The 15,381-nt window shown below is 59.3% G+C and carries 16 protein-coding genes, 1 tRNA gene and 2 pseudogenes; 7 read left to right on the top strand and 12 right to left on the bottom strand.

What is annotated here, in order from left to right:
- Positions 1–453 precede the first annotated feature (453 nt).
- The 4 genes from AC5DC2_RS08205 to AC5DC2_RS08190 all read left to right on the top strand — a co-directional run bounded on the left by AC5DC2_RS08205 (position 454) and on the right by AC5DC2_RS08190 (position 2,464).
- The gene (locus tag AC5DC2_RS08205; RefSeq protein ID WP_491698146.1) at positions 454–768 is read left to right on the top strand and encodes a helix-turn-helix domain-containing protein; all 315 of its coding nucleotides are present in this window, start codon (positions 454–456) and stop codon (positions 766–768) included.
- Positions 769–1,060: 292 nt separating this feature from the next.
- Positions 1,061–1,441, top strand: coding sequence for a hypothetical protein (locus AC5DC2_RS08200; RefSeq protein ID WP_491698145.1), 381 nt, complete (start codon positions 1,061–1,063; stop codon positions 1,439–1,441).
- 253 nt (positions 1,442–1,694) lie between these two features.
- The gene (locus tag AC5DC2_RS08195) at positions 1,695–2,237 is read left to right on the top strand and encodes a hypothetical protein (RefSeq protein ID WP_491698144.1); all 543 of its coding nucleotides are present in this window, start codon (positions 1,695–1,697) and stop codon (positions 2,235–2,237) included.
- Complete coding sequence (locus AC5DC2_RS08190; RefSeq protein WP_491698143.1) at positions 2,234–2,464, top strand: hypothetical protein; 231 nt, start codon at positions 2,234–2,236, stop codon at positions 2,462–2,464. Before AC5DC2_RS08195 ends, AC5DC2_RS08190 begins: the two co-directional genes overlap by 4 nt.
- A gap of 159 nt (positions 2,465–2,623) precedes the next feature.
- Here AC5DC2_RS08190 and AC5DC2_RS08185 read toward each other — a convergent pair whose 3' ends face one another.
- From AC5DC2_RS08185 to proS, 6 genes are all read right to left on the bottom strand, one after another.
- Complete coding sequence (locus AC5DC2_RS08185) at positions 2,624–3,940, bottom strand: site-specific integrase (RefSeq protein ID WP_491698142.1); 1,317 nt, start codon at positions 3,938–3,940, stop codon at positions 2,624–2,626.
- 173 nt (positions 3,941–4,113) lie between these two features.
- Positions 4,114–4,198, bottom strand: a tRNA-Leu gene (locus AC5DC2_RS08180).
- A 272-nt stretch (positions 4,199–4,470) separates the two neighbouring features.
- Entirely contained in the window at positions 4,471–4,731 is a 261-nt protein-coding gene (locus AC5DC2_RS08175; protein WP_024710198.1) for a hypothetical protein, read from the bottom strand.
- 520 nt (positions 4,732–5,251) lie between these two features.
- The gene (locus AC5DC2_RS08170; protein ID WP_024710200.1) at positions 5,252–5,947 is read right to left on the bottom strand and encodes an ABC transporter ATP-binding protein; all 696 of its coding nucleotides are present in this window, start codon (positions 5,945–5,947) and stop codon (positions 5,252–5,254) included.
- Between the two features lie 12 nt (positions 5,948–5,959).
- Positions 5,960–7,261 (bottom strand): lipoprotein-releasing ABC transporter permease subunit, encoded by a 1,302-nt coding sequence (locus AC5DC2_RS08165; RefSeq protein WP_024710201.1) that lies wholly within the window; start codon positions 7,259–7,261, stop codon positions 5,960–5,962.
- 13 nt (positions 7,262–7,274) lie between these two features.
- Positions 7,275–8,603: a proline--tRNA ligase gene (proS, locus tag AC5DC2_RS08160; RefSeq protein ID WP_491698141.1), complete on the bottom strand. Its 1,329-nt coding sequence runs from the start codon at positions 8,601–8,603 to the stop codon at positions 7,275–7,277.
- Positions 8,604–9,171: 568 nt separating this feature from the next.
- Between proS and AC5DC2_RS08155 the strand changes: the two genes are divergently transcribed.
- Positions 9,172–9,792: a hypothetical protein gene (locus AC5DC2_RS08155; protein WP_491698140.1), complete on the top strand. Its 621-nt coding sequence runs from the start codon at positions 9,172–9,174 to the stop codon at positions 9,790–9,792.
- A 215-nt stretch (positions 9,793–10,007) separates the two neighbouring features.
- Here AC5DC2_RS08155 and AC5DC2_RS08150 read toward each other — a convergent pair whose 3' ends face one another.
- On the bottom strand, positions 10,008–10,274 hold the full coding sequence (locus AC5DC2_RS08150; protein WP_024710204.1) for a DUF1467 family protein: 267 nt from the start codon (positions 10,272–10,274) through the stop codon (positions 10,008–10,010).
- A gap of 138 nt (positions 10,275–10,412) precedes the next feature.
- Positions 10,413–10,637 (bottom strand): annotated as a pseudogene (locus tag AC5DC2_RS08145) (transposase); the annotation flags it as partial.
- Between the two features lie 2 nt (positions 10,638–10,639).
- On the opposite strand from AC5DC2_RS08145, the gene AC5DC2_RS08140 reads away from it, so the two are divergent.
- Positions 10,640–10,867, top strand: coding sequence for a sel1 repeat family protein (locus AC5DC2_RS08140; RefSeq protein WP_491698139.1), 228 nt, complete (start codon positions 10,640–10,642; stop codon positions 10,865–10,867).
- A 24-nt stretch (positions 10,868–10,891) separates the two neighbouring features.
- On the opposite strand, the gene AC5DC2_RS08135 is transcribed toward AC5DC2_RS08140, so the two are convergent.
- Both AC5DC2_RS08135 and AC5DC2_RS08130 read right to left on the bottom strand, forming a co-directional pair.
- Complete coding sequence (locus AC5DC2_RS08135) at positions 10,892–11,890, bottom strand: NAD(P)-dependent oxidoreductase (RefSeq protein WP_161633069.1); 999 nt, start codon at positions 11,888–11,890, stop codon at positions 10,892–10,894.
- A 4-nt stretch (positions 11,891–11,894) separates the two neighbouring features.
- Positions 11,895–12,709: pseudogene (locus AC5DC2_RS08130) on the bottom strand (IS5 family transposase).
- Positions 12,710–12,899: 190 nt separating this feature from the next.
- On the opposite strand from AC5DC2_RS08130, the gene AC5DC2_RS08125 reads away from it, so the two are divergent.
- Positions 12,900–13,559 (top strand): HhH-GDP family DNA glycosylase, encoded by a 660-nt coding sequence (locus AC5DC2_RS08125; protein WP_491698138.1) that lies wholly within the window; start codon positions 12,900–12,902, stop codon positions 13,557–13,559.
- Positions 13,560–13,612: 53 nt separating this feature from the next.
- Here AC5DC2_RS08125 and AC5DC2_RS08120 read toward each other — a convergent pair whose 3' ends face one another.
- The gene (locus AC5DC2_RS08120) at positions 13,613–14,758 is read right to left on the bottom strand and encodes an iron-containing alcohol dehydrogenase (protein ID WP_491698137.1); all 1,146 of its coding nucleotides are present in this window, start codon (positions 14,756–14,758) and stop codon (positions 13,613–13,615) included.
- Positions 14,755–15,381, bottom strand: a 627-nt coding sequence (locus AC5DC2_RS08115; RefSeq protein WP_491698136.1) for an aldehyde dehydrogenase family protein, incomplete at its 5' end; no start/stop codon positions are given. The genes AC5DC2_RS08115 and AC5DC2_RS08120, both read right to left, overlap by 4 nt.

Here is a 15,381-nt window from a genome sequence, read left to right as displayed (position 1 = left end):
GGACGGTGGATCGCGGTTTAGGGTCGGATCAGTCGAACAGAGCCGCTAGGGCGGGCGCAGTCGGGAAGGACAGGATGAAAGAAGCGCCGAAGCCTGCGAGCGAAGCTCACCGCGGCGCCGGAGCAGGCTCCCACAAGCCCTGCCCCGGCGCCCCCGGCACAAGCCAGCCAAAAGGCCGGCCGTGCGTCGCGCGCTGCAACGGGCCACGGGAGGTGTGGCTCGGCGCGCGCGAAATGGGATGGGAGGGAGAAGAAAAGGCCGCCAACCAATTGACGCCCTCTCGAAGGAGATTAACGACGACAGAGTATTGGCAATCGAAAGCCAATCGGTCTGGAAAGGTAGCTGGTCCGGAAATTCACTCATACGCCACAGATATGAACGCTATCGCGTCGACGTCAAGCGAATTCTTTAAAAGACGTGATTTTCCCTGCCAAATCTAGGATATTCCGGGCTATGACTAGAACAGGCTGGAGAGAGCGGCTTAGCGCCGCAATTGAAACTACCGGTCGCTCTCGGCGATCAATTTCGCTGGCCGCGGGCCTCGGCCCCTCATATATCTCGGGCATCCTCAACGAAGGTAAAGACCCCACGATTGATAACCTGATCGCAATCTGCCAGCAGATCAATGTCGGTCTATCTCAAATCGTCTACGGAATTGAAGTCAGCGCCGAAGCCGAAGAGATTCTATCCCTTCTGGAGGCTTATCCTGAGGCGCGAGCAGGCATCCTTCAGATCCTAAAATCTCGATCAAATTCCGGCAATCAATAACAACGTCTCCCAATCCCTCACCATCCAGCGCACCCAGCATCCTCATAAGCTCTTTCAGACCGATACCATCAATCTGTCCACGCTGGCTTGACCTAGCTCTCTTCATTCCGTCGCTCTTTGCTAAATTCTGAGTCCTTTTGCGGCCACTTTTCCGCGAATTGATGACACCGACAACCCTCTAGCCAAAATAAACTCTATAGCGTCATATCTGTTGACATGAACGCTATCGCGTCTATCTTGTTCTTCGTCTCGTTTAAATAGGCGGGTCGAAGACAAGGAATGGAGAAGTGCGATGAGTGTTTATCTGGTCAGAGCCGCAGAAACCAAAATGCTGCATGGCATTGTCTGGGGCAATCTCGACCAGATATGGGACACCCTGGACGAGATGGACCAACCGGAGTTCTTCGAATACGCAAAACTCATGCCAGGCGGCCTGCTTTCGCCCTCAGGGATAGAGCCTGCGAAAACGAACGAAACCTGCTGCACCACCCCAACGCCCCTTGCGAACGGCGGTTTCCTTCCCGCGGATATGGAGCCATCCGAGCGAACCTTCGACGCGCTGTTCGACCCAGATAGTCTGCGTTGGAGGCGCTTCGACGATACGCTCGGCAAGCATGGCATGGTTTCGCTGATCTTTGCGGACATGAATGCTAAAAAAGGCGTCGAAATATGAACACGCGCCTGACAGCTCACCGTCACCCCCTTACGCAAGACGACTGCGACTTGCTGCGCCGTATCGCACTCCCGACGGTCGTCATCGGCAGTGCGCTTCTTCTCATGCTCACAGTGCGAGCAATCATCGCCTTCGAAAGCGCCCTCGCTGCGGTATCCGGGGTCTGACACCATGACAGGAGCGCGTAACGCCGCGAGCCCAACGGAAGCACACTCCCCCGCGGCGGCTGAGTTGCTTCGGTGCGAGGTGCACCATGCATGACAGATTGCCCGCAAGGGAGCGTTTGGAAGGTTATCGCGCGCTGATCACGAGCGCCGTACCGCTCTCCGACGTCATGGCCGACACGGAGGGCATGCATCTGGAGGTATCGGGACCGGGCGAACCGGAGATCATCTGCTCGCTTCCGGTCTCCTGCCCGGCAGACAACCGCGAACTGATCCGAAGGCATATCGAGATTCCGGCCGACCTGATCGGCATGCTGGATGCAGCAGCGCGCCGCGATGCCGAACGACGACGCGAGATCGAGCAACTGCGGCGGGCGCTCGAGGCCAAGGGCGGCAGACCAGCGAAGGACTATTCTGCCGAATGTGCCATGAAATGCGCCGACCCAGAATTCAAGCGGTTTCTGATCGAAAGACACAACCTGCCAAAACCCGCCACCGACACGACAGCTGCAACGCGCGTACGATCCATTCTTGCGATCCCAAGCCGCACCGAACTGAACACCGATACTGCGGCAGCGGCCCGCTGGCGCGAAATGGTCAGAGAATTTGAAGCATGGAGGTGGAGGGGATGACAAAAATGCCATCCGATATCCCACTCCATGTGCCGGTCGCCGACATCGAAAAAGGACTGGATCGCCTCGCACAGGAGATTGTCGCGCGGGGAGACAAGGCTGCTCCACTGCTTGAGCTCTACACTTGGGTAGAGGGCCAGATTGAAAAACGCCAGCAAAACCGCTCCATATTCGAAGCAGCGCGAGCGCGTGTGGAAAAGATGCAAGCCACAGAAAGAGCAGGCTAGCATTGACGATGTTGAAGGGAGTGTTGGGTTTCGAACTGGCGCCCACTCTTCTGTCTTGATCAAATTAGCTAGACAGGCTGCGCTACCACCTGATGAGCAGCAAATCTGCCCAAATGCGCTTCATCCGATCATAGCCTCACGTCAATTGGGAGCAATTCATCACACTATCGATCCATCAAACTCCAGCTTGATCTTCTCCAGGGCTTCTCGCTTCCAGGACAGCGAGCCGCCCTCGCCATACTGCGGCCGGTCGATCGCGTGCCCCATCATCATCATGCGCAACTCGGTATCAATGCCAGCCTCCTTCATCCGATCTTCGAAAGAATGGCGGAAGGAATAGATCTTATGGCGCGATGACGGGAACAGCTTGTTTTCCCGAAAACACTTATTGAGCGTTGCCGAGAGTCCGTTCTCCTTGTTCTTGTATCGAGGAAAACCGTCCGGATGCGCGCTCATAGCGGCCAATGCCACCCCAACCAGAGGCACGGCGCGGATCGAGGATGCCGTCTTGATTTCGCGTAGGTCATCAGGATCCGAGCGAGGCTGGATCAGGATATGCGGCACACCATCGGTGAGTTTGATCATATCTTTCGTAAGATTGCAGACCTCTGAAGGCCGCGCCCCCGTTTCGATCAGCGTCAGCACGATCGCCCGTGCCTCGGCGTTGAGACCCACCAGAGCGCCGGGCTTCAGTATCCGATGGACAATCCAGTCGGTTGGAAAGGGCGGGCGCGATACCTTCACCTTTTGGGAGAAGGACAACCCCGCGAACGGGTTCTTTGCGTCATCAATCCCCCTATACCGGTGATACTCGGCAAAGAGCCTACGCAGATTTCCGATATCGCGGTTTCCAGAAGAAGCCGTGTGCGTTGCTTGACCGACCTTCGGTGCAATTCGGGCAAGCCAAAAATTGTAGAACTTCGTGGCGTCCTGGCGCGTAATCTCATCGATCGGCTTGTTTCCCACCACCTCAATAAAATTGTTGAGCGCCCTACGTTTGACCTTCAACCAAGAGGATTTCTGAAAATCGCTCTTGCCGGTCAGTTCAGGCGCCGCGATCTCGTCCGTATAAATCGTAAACGCCTCAGAGATTCGGACACAGGGATGCTTCTCAAGCCCAACAACGGCCGAGGCCTCATGCCCACCAATGGGCAGCCTAGAAAGCGCCATCAGACGATCATGGATAATCGATCCCGACTCGCTCGCAAGAATTTCAGCGGTAGTACGATATGAAAAGCCAAGAGCATGCGCCCTCGCAACGGCAGCCTTGTAGCGAGCCCCCGCTTGAGCGCGATCGCCACCGGCCAGCATTGAAGCCCAGAGAGCGTTATCCGCCTCCTCGTGAATATCCCTCTTGGCACGGGCTTCTGAAAGATCACGCGTCCCCAGTGACAGCCTTATCGCTGGCGCCCGGCCATCAAGTCCCGCGAGCTTAGTCGGCACCCTCCGCACATAGGTATAGATACCAGAGCGCAAGTGCAAAAACCTGTCCGGATTGCCCCGTCTTCCAATCGCCAAATCAGCACCCGTATCACTTTTTGATACAGTATTTGTTACACAAAAAGCGCAATGTCAGCAATAACGAAAAACGCCGATATAATTAAATCTATATATTTCAATAACTTATATCAATTCGTACGATCAATTTATGGTGCGCGTGGAGGGACTCGAACCCCCACACCTTGCGGCGGCAGGACCTAAACCTGCTGCGTCTACCAATTCCGCCACACGCGCCAAGACCGGCTTCGTGCCGGCTCGCTTCTCTTAGGCGAGCGCGACGGCAGACGCAAGGGGCAGGTTATCCGCAAGCTGCCCTCAACAGAGGCGATGATCGCCGGGCCCAGACCGCCATTGCCATATCAGCTCCGCCGGAGCGCCGGAACCGCCGAGGAACATATATCAGCCGCCGCCGCCTCAATACAACCAATGATGGTATTGCGATCGGTCGAAGACCGCCCGGCCGCGGCGCAAGCCGCGACCGGACTTCAGCCGGGCCGGAAGAACCGTCAAAGCTGCCGTCCGTCCGCCGGCTCGTTCTCAAAACGATCCTTGACGTCCTCAATGATCATCATCAACGCCTCGCGCTTTGACTGGCACGCCTTTTCCCGGCCGAAACGCTCAATGAATTCAGCATGCTCGGTCGTGATAACCGTCGACAGACTGGTCAAGCCCCGATCCTTGAAGCTGCGCCTGAAATTTCGCATATAGCGATTCCAGGCCGTGCGCTCCTCTTCGGATCGTTCCGCTTTCCGGCTGTCCTTGTCCATCCCGCCTTGCGTCATACCAAAACCTCTCCTGATTTGAAGCTTCACCAACCGGTGCGAGCACTCGATGCACTTACAATTATAGCTATAGTATCTTAGAAGTAAATACGTGAGAAAAGAAATCCTTACATGTATGTCATAGCTCTGTAATTGACTATACACTCATTACTCGTAAATATAAAAGAGAAAGAATTAGATCAATCGGCAGAAACAACATCATCAATATTTCTTACATGTTTGGTTGGTAACGATAGGGACCAATATAGACTTTACTTCAGACCAAACGGACCCCGTCATGTGATTGTGCCGGACACGGCAATTATTACTCTGAGTTGCATTGATCACTATAGGATAATTTTCCTATTTAGCAAGCCATGAAAACGGAAAAACGCTCTGTCCTGAGTGCCCGAAAGCGTTTGGACCGGCCCCCATGCCTCTCGTCAGGCCGGCGGCGAGCACGAGGGCGGGCTCGCCGCATGCGGCGGGCGGCGCGGCTTCGCCGCGTCAGGACAATGGCGATGGATCAGGCGGCGGCATGGTCGCGGTCGACGACGAGCCCGTCCCTGAGGGTCAGGCGGCGGTCCATCCGCTCCGCAATGTCGAGATTATGCGTCGCAATCAGCGCCGAAAGTCCGGACTGACGGACGAGCGCCTCGAGCGCCTCGAACACATAGCCGGCCGTGCCGGGATCGAGATTGCCGGTCGGCTCGTCGGCAAGCAGAAGGCTCGGCGCATTGGCAACCGCCCGGCCGATGGCCACGCGCTGCTGCTCGCCGCCGGAAAGTTCCGCCGGCCGGTGCTCGGCGCGATGGCCGATCTTGAGATAGTCGAGCATCTGGTCCGCGCGCTCGGACGCCTCGCGCGTGGAGAGCCCCGCAATCAGCTGCGGCAGCATGATGTTCTCGCGCGCCGTGAATTCCGGCAGCAGGTGATGGAACTGGTAGACGAAGCCGACATCATTGCGTCTGAATGCCGTCCTGGCGTCATCGTCAAGCGCGGAGGCCTCCCTGCCGTTGACAAACACCTCGCCGGCGGTCGGCTTTTCCAGAAGACCGGCGATCTGCAGCAGGGTCGACTTGCCGGTGCCCGACGGCGCCACCAGCGCCACCATCTCGCCCGGCATGAGCCTCAGCGACGCACCGTTCAGTATCGTCAGCACACTGTCGCCCTGCCCGTATTCATGCACGATCGACTTCAGTTCCAGAGACGGATTGGCCACATTGTTCTCCCGCTATTCGTAGCGCAGCGCCTGGACGGGATCGAGCCGCGAGGCGCGCCAGGCCGGAACGATCGTCGCGATGAAGGAAAGCGTCAGCGACATGATCACCACCGTGAGCGTTTCCCCGAGGCTCATTTCGGCCGGCAGCGTGCTCAGGAAGTAGAGCTGCGGATCGAACAGCACCGTCCCGGTGACCCAGGAGAAGAACTGGCGGATCGATTCGATGTTGAGACAGACGATGACGCCCAGAAACACGCCCGCAAACGTGCCGACGATGCCGATCGCGGCCCCGGTCATGAAGAAGATCCGCATGATCGCGCCGGATGTCGCGCCCATGGTCCTGAGGATCGCGATATCGGGGCCCTTGTCCTTCACCAGCATGATCAGTCCGGAAATGATGTTGAGCGCGGCGACGATCACGATCAGCGTCAGGATCATGAACATGACGTTGCGCTCCACCTCCAGCGCGGAAAAGAAGGTGCGGTTGTTCTGCCGCCAGTCGGAGATCGCGATGTCCTCGCCGGCGGCCTCGCGGATCCGCGGGATCACCTGATCGACATCATCGGGGTGATCGACGAAGACCTCGATACTCTGCACATGGCCGCCGGCATTGAAATAGGACTGCGCCTCGGCAAGCGGCATGAAGATGATCGAGGCGTCGTATTCCGACATGCCGATCTCGAAAATGCCGGAGATCGTATAGGCCTTGACCCGCGGATTGACGCCAAAGGGGGTCACGTCCCCTTCCGGCGAGATGAGGGTGATCTTGTCGCCGGCGAAAAGCCCGAGCGAGGCGGCCATGCGCGACCCGACCAGAACCCCCTCGCCCGCGGTATAGCCGACCATGTCGCCCTCGACGATATTGTCGGAGACGGTGTCGAGCTTCAGCATGTCGTCCGGACGGACACCGCGGACCAAAGCGCCGCTGCCCGCCCCGCGCGCGCCGGAAACCAGCGCCTGGCCTTCCACCAGCGGAAAGGCGAGACGCACGCCCTCGACGCCCTCGAGGCGCTTCGTCAACGCCGCATAATCGGAAAAAGGCTGGCCGGCGGGCAGAACGACGATATGGCCGTTGATGCCGAGAATGCGGCTGACGAGTTCGCTGCGAAACCCGTTCATCACGGCCATGACGATGATCAGCGTGGCAACGCCCAGCATGATGCCGAGGAAGGAGAAGCCGGCGATCACCGAAATGAAGGCCTCCTTGCGGCGCGAGCGCAGATAGCGCCACGCGACCATGCGTTCGAAAACGGAAAAAGGCTTCGCTTTCGCGGGGATCTCCGCAGTGTCCTTCGCGGGTTCGGCCGCAGCCATCTTGACGTACTCCTCAGCGCCCGGCGGTGAGCATGGCAATGGCGGCGTCCGCCGACATCGCCTCGCGCGCGCCGGTCCGGCGGTTCTTCACTTCGACTTCGCCGGCAGCCACGCCGCGCGGCCCGACGATGATCTGGTTCGGAACGCCGATCAGGTCGGCAGTCGCGAACTTCGCCCCCGCGCGCTCGTCGGTGTCGTCATAGAGAACATCGAGACCGGCATTGGAAAGCGCCTCGTAGAGCTGCTCGCACGCCGCGCCGCAGGCATCGTCCGAAACCTTCATGTTGATGATCACCGCATCGAATGGCGCGACCGAATCCGGCCAGATGATCCCGTTTTCATCATGAGAGGCTTCGATGATGGCGGGAACAAGGCGCGTCGGGCCGATGCCGTAGGAGCCCATGTGGACGGGGTGTTCCTTGCCGTCGGGCCCCTGGACCATGGCATTCATCGGCTCGGAATATTTGGTGCCGAAATAGAAGATGTGACCGACCTCGATGCCGCGCGCGGAAAGCCGTTCGCCCTCCGGCAGCGCGTCGAAGGTGTCCGCATCGTGCATCTCGTCGGTGGCGGCGTAAAGCGAGGTCCACCGGTCGAAAATGCCCTGAAGCTTCTCGGTATCGTCGAAGTCGAGATCCTCGGCGGGAATGTCGAACTTGACGAAATCGCGATGGCAGAAGACTTCCGATTCGCCTGTCTCGGCCAGAATGATGAATTCATGGCTGAGATTGCCGCCGATCGGGCCGGTATCGGCGCGCATGGGAATGGCGCGCAGGCCGAGCCGGTCGAAGGTTCTGAGATAGGCGGCAAACATCTTGCGGTAGGAATGCTCCGCGCCCTCGCGCGTCAGGTCGAAGGAATAGGCGTCCTTCATCATGAACTCGCGTGACCGCATCGTGCCGAAACGCGGACGAATCTCATCGCGGAACTTCCACTGGATGTGGTAGAGATTGAGCGGCAGCTGCTTGTAGGACTTGACCGAGGAGCGGAAGATTTCCGTGATCATCTCCTCGTTCGTCGGGCCGAACAGCATGGCGCGGTCCTGCCGGTCGGTGATCCGCAGCATTTCCTTGCCATAGGCCTCGTAACGTCCGCTCTCGATCCAGAGATCGGCCGACTGCATGGTCGGCATCAGGAGTTCCACGGCGCCGGACCGGTCCTGTTCCTCGCGGATGATGCGGTTGACCTTGTCGAGGACGCGCTTGCCGAGCGGCAGCCAGGAATAGATGCCCTGCCCGTGCTGGCGGATCATGCCCGCCCGCAGCATGAAGCGGTGCGAGACGATCTCCGCCTCCTTGGGATTTTCCTTCAGGATCGGCAGGAAATAACGGGAAAGACGCATCGGAGGCTGCTTTCTTGTGGCCATCCCGGCGTGCCGGGAATCGATTGCATATTGGTTTTATTCCCGGCCCTTTTAGCGACTTCTTGCGGGAAATTAAAGCCGCGAAACGGATGGAGAACAAACGGCCGGCGGAAGGCGGCCCAAGCATCCTGACGAATGTCAAGCACTTGAAACGTTGCAGAACACAATAAAGTGTTTGTCAAACTGAAAAACCTTTCGCAGTGTCGCAAAAATGCAAAATAAGGGATGACAAGGCCCAATCATTGGGCTAGGTTAAGCCCATAAAACAGGCAGGGAGCTTAAATTCTTGCCTTTTCTTCGCGGTCAAGTCTTGGGAGGATCGATCCTGGCGCGCTTGTTCGCAGCCCCGGAAACGGAACGGATCACGCGATACTTGAAAAACAAGGCCCGAGGCCTTGTTTTTTTTTGTTCTTCTCAAACTTGCTCTCGCCGCTGCCGTTAATCCTTTCTTTGCCACGAAACAAGGCCCCGGCGCCGCGGCGTTGACCCTTTGCGCCAATTGCCTGAAAACGGCCTGACGCCTTCGCGCAATGAGAGTTCTCAGGCCTTGATCCGCAACCCCGTCCCTTCCCTCGCCGCCGCGGCCCTTCTGACCTGGCTTTCCCCTTTTGCCGGAACGGCCAATGCCGCCGACATCTCCGATGCCTTCTATCTCGATCTTTCCGGCGGCCCGGCTGCCTTCATGCTGCACATGAACGAAGATGCGGTCGACGATCTCATTGCCGACACCTATTGGGGCATTGATGGCCGGCTGGGCATCTGCAGCAAGGGACCGATCAACCTTTGCGGCGGAATGACCGGGTTCATGGCGCTCGGCGACGCCACCCGGGAGATCGAGACGCGGGCCGGCGGCGGGAAGACCGATACGCAGCTGAGCTCAATCGGCGCCTATGTCGCGGCCAGGGGCAATCTCGGCCTCGTCTCGCTCTCGCCCTATGCCGGCTATCGACAGGTCTTTGGCGATGTGACGATCGAAGACAATACCCGGTTTGCGCCTTCGGACATCGACAGCGGCGCCTTCTACGGCGGGCTCGAGACCAGCATCAAGTTCTTCCCCACGGCTCTGGAGCTCGGCGCCCGCTTCGAATACGGCCGCTCGACCGGCGACAACGGCGCGAACGATTACGACTACGGCCTTGGCAGCGCATTCCTGCGCATGCGGTTCTAGAGCGCCGTGCGTCCATTCGGACGCACAAAGGACGCTCTAACCTATTGAATCTACGCATCGGCCCGAAAATCGATTCCGATTTTCGGGCCGATGCGCTAGCGCGTCGTGCTGTGGAGCAGTTCGCATTCAGATGGAGACATCTGACGTCCGCGAAAATGCGTCAAAACAAACAGATGGAGCGGTTCAGCGGTTCCATAAGCGGCGGAAGCGCTGGATCATGACGTCCAGAACAGGGCCGAGAGGTCATCGAGCCCGTAGCCCAGAACGATCACGACGCCATACCATGCAGCAAAGACGAGCGCCGCCACCAGCGATGTCCAGAGGATCACGCGCCAGGGGCGAAAGCGGTGCGGCGCGCTGGCCGTGGTGCCGGGCACCACATTGCCCTCCTCGTCCTGGGTGCGCAGTCCGAAAGGCAGGACCGCAAACAGCGTCACCCACCAGATGACGAAATAGACCGCGAATGCGGAAAACAGCGACAAGGCTTCCTCCCGTCCTGACAATGCGCCTCGACGACACCTAAAGCATCGGGCGAAAAAGCGGCTACCGGTTTTTCGATAACCCGATGCGTAAAACAAAGAGCTAGATCACCGGGCGGCTCAGATTAACCGCCTGGAGATCTAGGTCCTGTTGACAAAGTATGGCAACCATATTTTTGCGGCGGCCAGGGCGAGGAAGCCATCGAAAGATTTTCGGGTCTTGTCGTATCGGTTAGCAACACGACGAAACTGCTTGATCCGACTGAACATCCGCTCGATGCGGTTTCGATCCTTGTAGGTTCTGAAGTCGCAGAGGGGCGGGGCTTTCCGGTTTGTCTTCGGCGGGATGACCGGCCTGATCCCTTGGAATGGGCGGCGACAATCACGCCGACGACTTCTTCGAAATGGGGCTCATGTATGCGACCGGTCGCGGCTGCGCCATTGATTTCATCGCCGCCCACAAGTGGCTGAACATCGCCGCCATCAAGGGCTCCGACCGGGCTGCAGCACTGCGCGGTGACCTTGCCCAGACGATAAGCAAGGCCGAACTCGCCGCTGCACTACGCGCCGCCCGCGAATGGATGACGATGCACTGATGAGTGATACAAGCTCGGACGCAATTAGAGCTGTGGGCTGTCCTTTTTTCCCAGCCACGTTTCGATCACAGACGGATTGACGACGTATTCAGGCACCCGCCACTCTGCCACCGCGAGAAGGTTCTCGCAAAATGCCTCCCGCAGGCGCATCTGCGACTCGACCGTATGTCCCACCATGTGTGGGGTGAGGATGGCGTTCGGAAGGTCGCGCAGCGGACTATCCTCTTTCAACGGCTCCGGGTCGAACACATCGAGGGCAAGGCGCATAGCCGGCCGCTCTGCGGCGAGCGTGGCGAGTGTATCGTCGGGGATGATGCCGCCCCGCGTGATGTTGACAAACACCACGTCCGGTTTCATTCGGCGCAACGCGTCAAGATCCAGCATTCCCCGTGATTCAGGAGTGAGCGAAGCCGCCATGATAACGACATCGCTTGTCGCGAGCACTTCATCGAGGCTCTGGGAGGTGACGTAGGCGGGCATCGATCGCGGCGTGCGCACCGAAGCGACGAGCCTCACGCCCCATACAGACAGCCGTTCCGCGATAGCCTGTCCAATTTTGCCAAAGCCTATCAGGCCAACTGTCTTTCCCATGAGCATGCGCGCACGGACCTGCGAGGGACGCGGCAGGTTTTCGCGAAGGTAGCGCTCCGTGCCATGAAGGTCATAGAGCGAAGCCAGGGTGAAGAGAACTGCGGCCTCAGCCATGCTGACGGTGTTTTCCGCAATCTGGCCATTCGCCACGAGGATGCCGTTTTCCGTCGCGGCCGAAACATCGAACCCTTCGACCCCTGTGAACGGAGAAACCAGTGCGCGCAGACGCGGCATCCTGGCAAACAGCTCCCGGTCGGCTGCAAAGCTTGAGGTCGCGCCAAGGATTTCCAAAGACTGCAGTGCATCAACGGCGGCAAGCAGTTCCTCGCGCGTGACAAACCGTGCCACACCATGGCCGCGCCGTTGCAACGCGTCGAGGGCTGGATTGAAGAACCGATCAAAGGACGACGTTCCCACCAAAGCAACAGTCAAGATTTTAGCCTCCAAATGAATTACCCGGACAAACCTGGGTCTTGTTGACAACAGTATGGCACCATATTTTTGCGGCGGCCACGGCGAGGAAGCCCTCGAAAGATTTTCGGGTCTTGTCGTATCGGGTAGCAACACGACGGAACTGCTTGATCCGCCGATTGAACATCCGCTCGATGCGGTTTCGATCCTTGTAGGCTCTAAAGTCGCAGGCGGGCGGGGCTTTCCGGTTGGCCTTCGGCGGGATGACCGGCCTGGTCCCTTGGAGCAGCAACTCCTCGCGTAGAAAGTCAGCGTCATATCCTTTGTCGGCAAGAAACCGCCTCGGCTTGCCAACCGGCGTCGCCAGCAGGTCAGAAACAGCATTGTAGTCGGAAGCCTCTCCGCCTGTCAGGATGAAGCCGAGAGGGCGTCCCTGACCGTCTGCGCGGGCGTGGATTTTCGTCGAAAAGCCGCCACGTGATCGACCAAAAGCCTCCTTATAAGTCCCCCTTTAGCACCCGCAACCTGAGAGTGGCCGCAAACTGTGGTGCTGTCGATCATGTGCTGCCGGTCATCGGCCAGCCCCGAGTCGACCAGCGTTTCAAGCAGTGCATCCCACACCCCTTGTTCCGCCCAGTGGCGGAAACGCATATAGACGGAATTCCACTTTCCGTAGCGCTCATGCATGTCGCGCCAGGGGCAGCCGACCCGCAGAGCATGTAGCATGCCGTTCGGATACCGTCGATTGTCATGCGCGGGCCGGGACTTTCTACCGCGCTCCGACGGCAAAAGCCCTTCGATGATCCGCCATTCCATATCCGTCAGGTCGCCGCGTGCCAAAACCGCCTCCTAAAAAGCAGTCTTGAATCATGCTTCCACTGATTTGGGAATCCACTTTGTCAACAGGACCTAGACCGTTTTGAAGGTCGGATGCAACTCTCCGGCCGGAACTTCCATCGCTTCCGCGTGTTGGACGGAAAAGCGCGGGGTATGCGCCCACGACACATTCATGGTTCAAGGAGAGCAGGCGATGGCAGCAAAGGCACACGAGACGGCAATTGTGAAAGCGGTTCTGGACCGCTATCCCCGAAGCTATGCGCAGATGCTTGGCATAGATTTGGGGAAGAACACGCCTGCGCCGCTCTTCCAGTGGCTCGTCTGCGCGCTGCTGATGAGCGCGCGGATCAGCGCAGACAAGGCCCAGGAGGCCGCGAAGGCGCTTTTCGACGCCGGCTGGACGACGCCGGACAAGATGGCTGCAACGTCGTGGGAAGAGCGGGTGAAAGTGCTGAACGAAAACGGTTATGCGCGCTATGACGAAAGCACGGCGCGTTATCTGGCCGACACGCTCGACCTGCTGGACAAAAACTATGGCGGCGATCTGCGCACGCTGAGGGATGATGCCGGTCGCTCGCCCTCGGAAGAACGCAAGCGCCTGAAGGACTTCAAGGGTATCGGCGAGACCGGCGCGGATATTTTCTTCCGCGAGGTCCAGCGCGCCTGGGAAGAACACTATCCCTTCTGCGACGCCCGCGCGGCAAAGGCCGCCGAAAGCCTCGGCCTGCCTGCGGATGGCGAAAGCCTTGCGGAACTCGCGGGCGGCAGGCAAGCCCTGCCGCGCCTTCTGACCGGTCTGGTGCGCACCGACCTCGACAAGGCGAAGGACGACATTCTCAAGGCCGCCGCATAACGAACAAGGGCGCCGCGGCCGCGACGCCCTTCGAAACGCGCCGCCAACTCTATTCAGAAACAGTCTGCCAGAAGCGCTTTCGTGTTCTCCAGCGTCATCTCGACCGGGTTGCCGCCGGTGCTCGGGTCCTCGAGCGCCATCACGGCGAGTTCGTCGATCCGGTCGGGCGCGATGCCCATTGCCGTGAGGTTTTCCGGTACGCCAAGTTCTTTACGAAATTCCAGAACGAAATTGTAAAACCCGTCATAACCGCCCGAAATGCCGAGATAATCAGCGGCAAGCCTCAGCTTGTCCGCAATCTTGTCGCGGTTGAAACGCAGCACCGGCGGCATGACCACGGCGTTGGTCATGCCGTGATGGGTGTTATAGACGGCGCCGAGCGGATGCGAGATCGCGTGGATCGCGCCAAGGCCCTTCTGGAAGGCAACCGCCCCCATGGCGGCCGCGCTCATCATCTCGGCGCGCGCCTCCAGGTCTTCCGGATCGTTGTAGACGCGCGGCAGATTGTCCTTCACCAGCCGCATCCCCTCCAGCGCAATGCCGTGCGACATCGGGTGGTAGTGGGGCGAGCAGTAGGCCTCCAGACAATGGGCAAAGGCATCAAGCCCCGTGCCGGCGGTGATGATCTTCGGCATGCCGATGGTCAGCTCCGGATCACAGATGACCACGCCCGGCAAAAGCTTCGGGTGGAAGATGATCTTCTTCACATGGGTTTCGGAATTGGTCAGCACCCCTGCCCGGCCGACTTCCGAGCCCGTTCCGGCCGTTGTCGGCACGGCGACGATCGGGGCAATCGCATAGGCATCGGCCCGCGTCCACCAGTCGCCGATATCCTCGAAGTCCCAGACCGGCAGGGTCTGGCCCGCCATCATCGCCACCAGCTTGCCGAGATCGAGCCCGGAGCCGCCGCCAAAGGCGATCACGCCGTCATGGCCGCCCTCCTTGAAGGCGGCGATGCCGGCGGCAAGGTTCTTCTCGTTCGGGTTCGGATCGACATCCGAAAACAATGCGGCATCGAGCCCTTCCTCGGAAAGGATTTTCAGCGCATTCCTCGTGATCGGCAGGCTTGCAAGCCCCTTGTCGGTCACCAGCAGCGGATTGGCCATGCCGAGGCTCTTGCAGGCATCGGCAAGCTCGACGATGCGGCCCGCGCCGAACTTGATCGTGGTCGGATAACTCCAGTTGGCTGTGAAGCTCATTTCGTGACTTTCTTCAGGTGGTACGACTTCGGCCGGGTCAGGTTGTGATAGCCGATAACGGAGAGCGAGCCGCCGCGTCCGGTATTCTTGCAGCCGGTCCAGCAGAGGGCCGGATCGAGATAGTCGGCGCGGTTCATGAACACGGTGCCGGTTTCGATCCGGGCGCCAAGGGCGGCGGCGCGGTCGGGATCGGCTGTCCAGAGCGAGGCGGTCAGGCCGTATTCGCTGTCATTCATCAGGGAAAGCGCCTCCTCGTCGGAGGAGACCTTCATGATGCCGACAACAGGGCCGAAGCTCTCCTCGCGCATCACATCCATGGAATGGTCGACATTGACGAGAACCTGCGGCGCGAGGTAGGCGCCGCCGTCATCTTGCGGAAACAGTTTCGGGTCGACCAGCGGCGTGGCGCCGGCGGCGATCGCTTCCTCGATCTGCCTGCGCACCACGGCGGCAAAGCGCCTGTTCGCCATCGGCCCGAGCGTTGTCGCCTCGTCCAGCGGATTGCCGAGCTTGTAGGCCGCGGCAAAGGCGGCCGCCTTTTCGACAAAGGCGTCATAGAGGCTCTCGGTCACATAGATGCGCTCGATGCCGCAGCAGCACTGGCCGGCATTGAACATCGCCGC

It is taken from the genome of Martelella sp. (assembly GCF_984369615.1).
This window is presented reverse-complemented; position numbering and strand designations above follow the sequence as displayed.

What these genes read in the sequence shown, in the direction of transcription:
- AC5DC2_RS08205 (WP_491698146.1), top strand. Translation starts at nt 454, where the DNA reads ATGACTAGAACAGGCTGGAGAGAGCGGCTTAGCGCCGCAATTGAAACT.
- AC5DC2_RS08190 (WP_491698143.1), top strand. Translation starts at nt 2,234, where the DNA reads ATGACAAAAATGCCATCCGATATCCCACTCCATGTGCCGGTCGCCGAC.
- AC5DC2_RS08140 (WP_491698139.1), top strand. Translation starts at nt 10,640, where the DNA reads ATGGGCGGCGACAATCACGCCGACGACTTCTTCGAAATGGGGCTCATG.
- proS (WP_491698141.1), bottom strand. Translation starts at nt 8,603, where the DNA reads ATGCGTCTTTCCCGTTATTTCCTGCCGATCCTGAAGGAAAATCCCAAG.
- AC5DC2_RS08195 (WP_491698144.1), top strand. Translation starts at nt 1,695, where the DNA reads ATGCATGACAGATTGCCCGCAAGGGAGCGTTTGGAAGGTTATCGCGCG.
- AC5DC2_RS08125 (WP_491698138.1), top strand. Translation starts at nt 12,900, where the DNA reads ATGGCAGCAAAGGCACACGAGACGGCAATTGTGAAAGCGGTTCTGGAC.
- AC5DC2_RS08175 (WP_024710198.1), bottom strand. Translation starts at nt 4,731, where the DNA reads ATGGACAAGGACAGCCGGAAAGCGGAACGATCCGAAGAGGAGCGCACG.
- AC5DC2_RS08120 (WP_491698137.1), bottom strand. Translation starts at nt 14,758, where the DNA reads ATGAGCTTCACAGCCAACTGGAGTTATCCGACCACGATCAAGTTCGGC.
- AC5DC2_RS08200 (WP_491698145.1), top strand. Translation starts at nt 1,061, where the DNA reads ATGAGTGTTTATCTGGTCAGAGCCGCAGAAACCAAAATGCTGCATGGC.
- AC5DC2_RS08165 (WP_024710201.1), bottom strand. Translation starts at nt 7,261, where the DNA reads ATGGCTGCGGCCGAACCCGCGAAGGACACTGCGGAGATCCCCGCGAAA.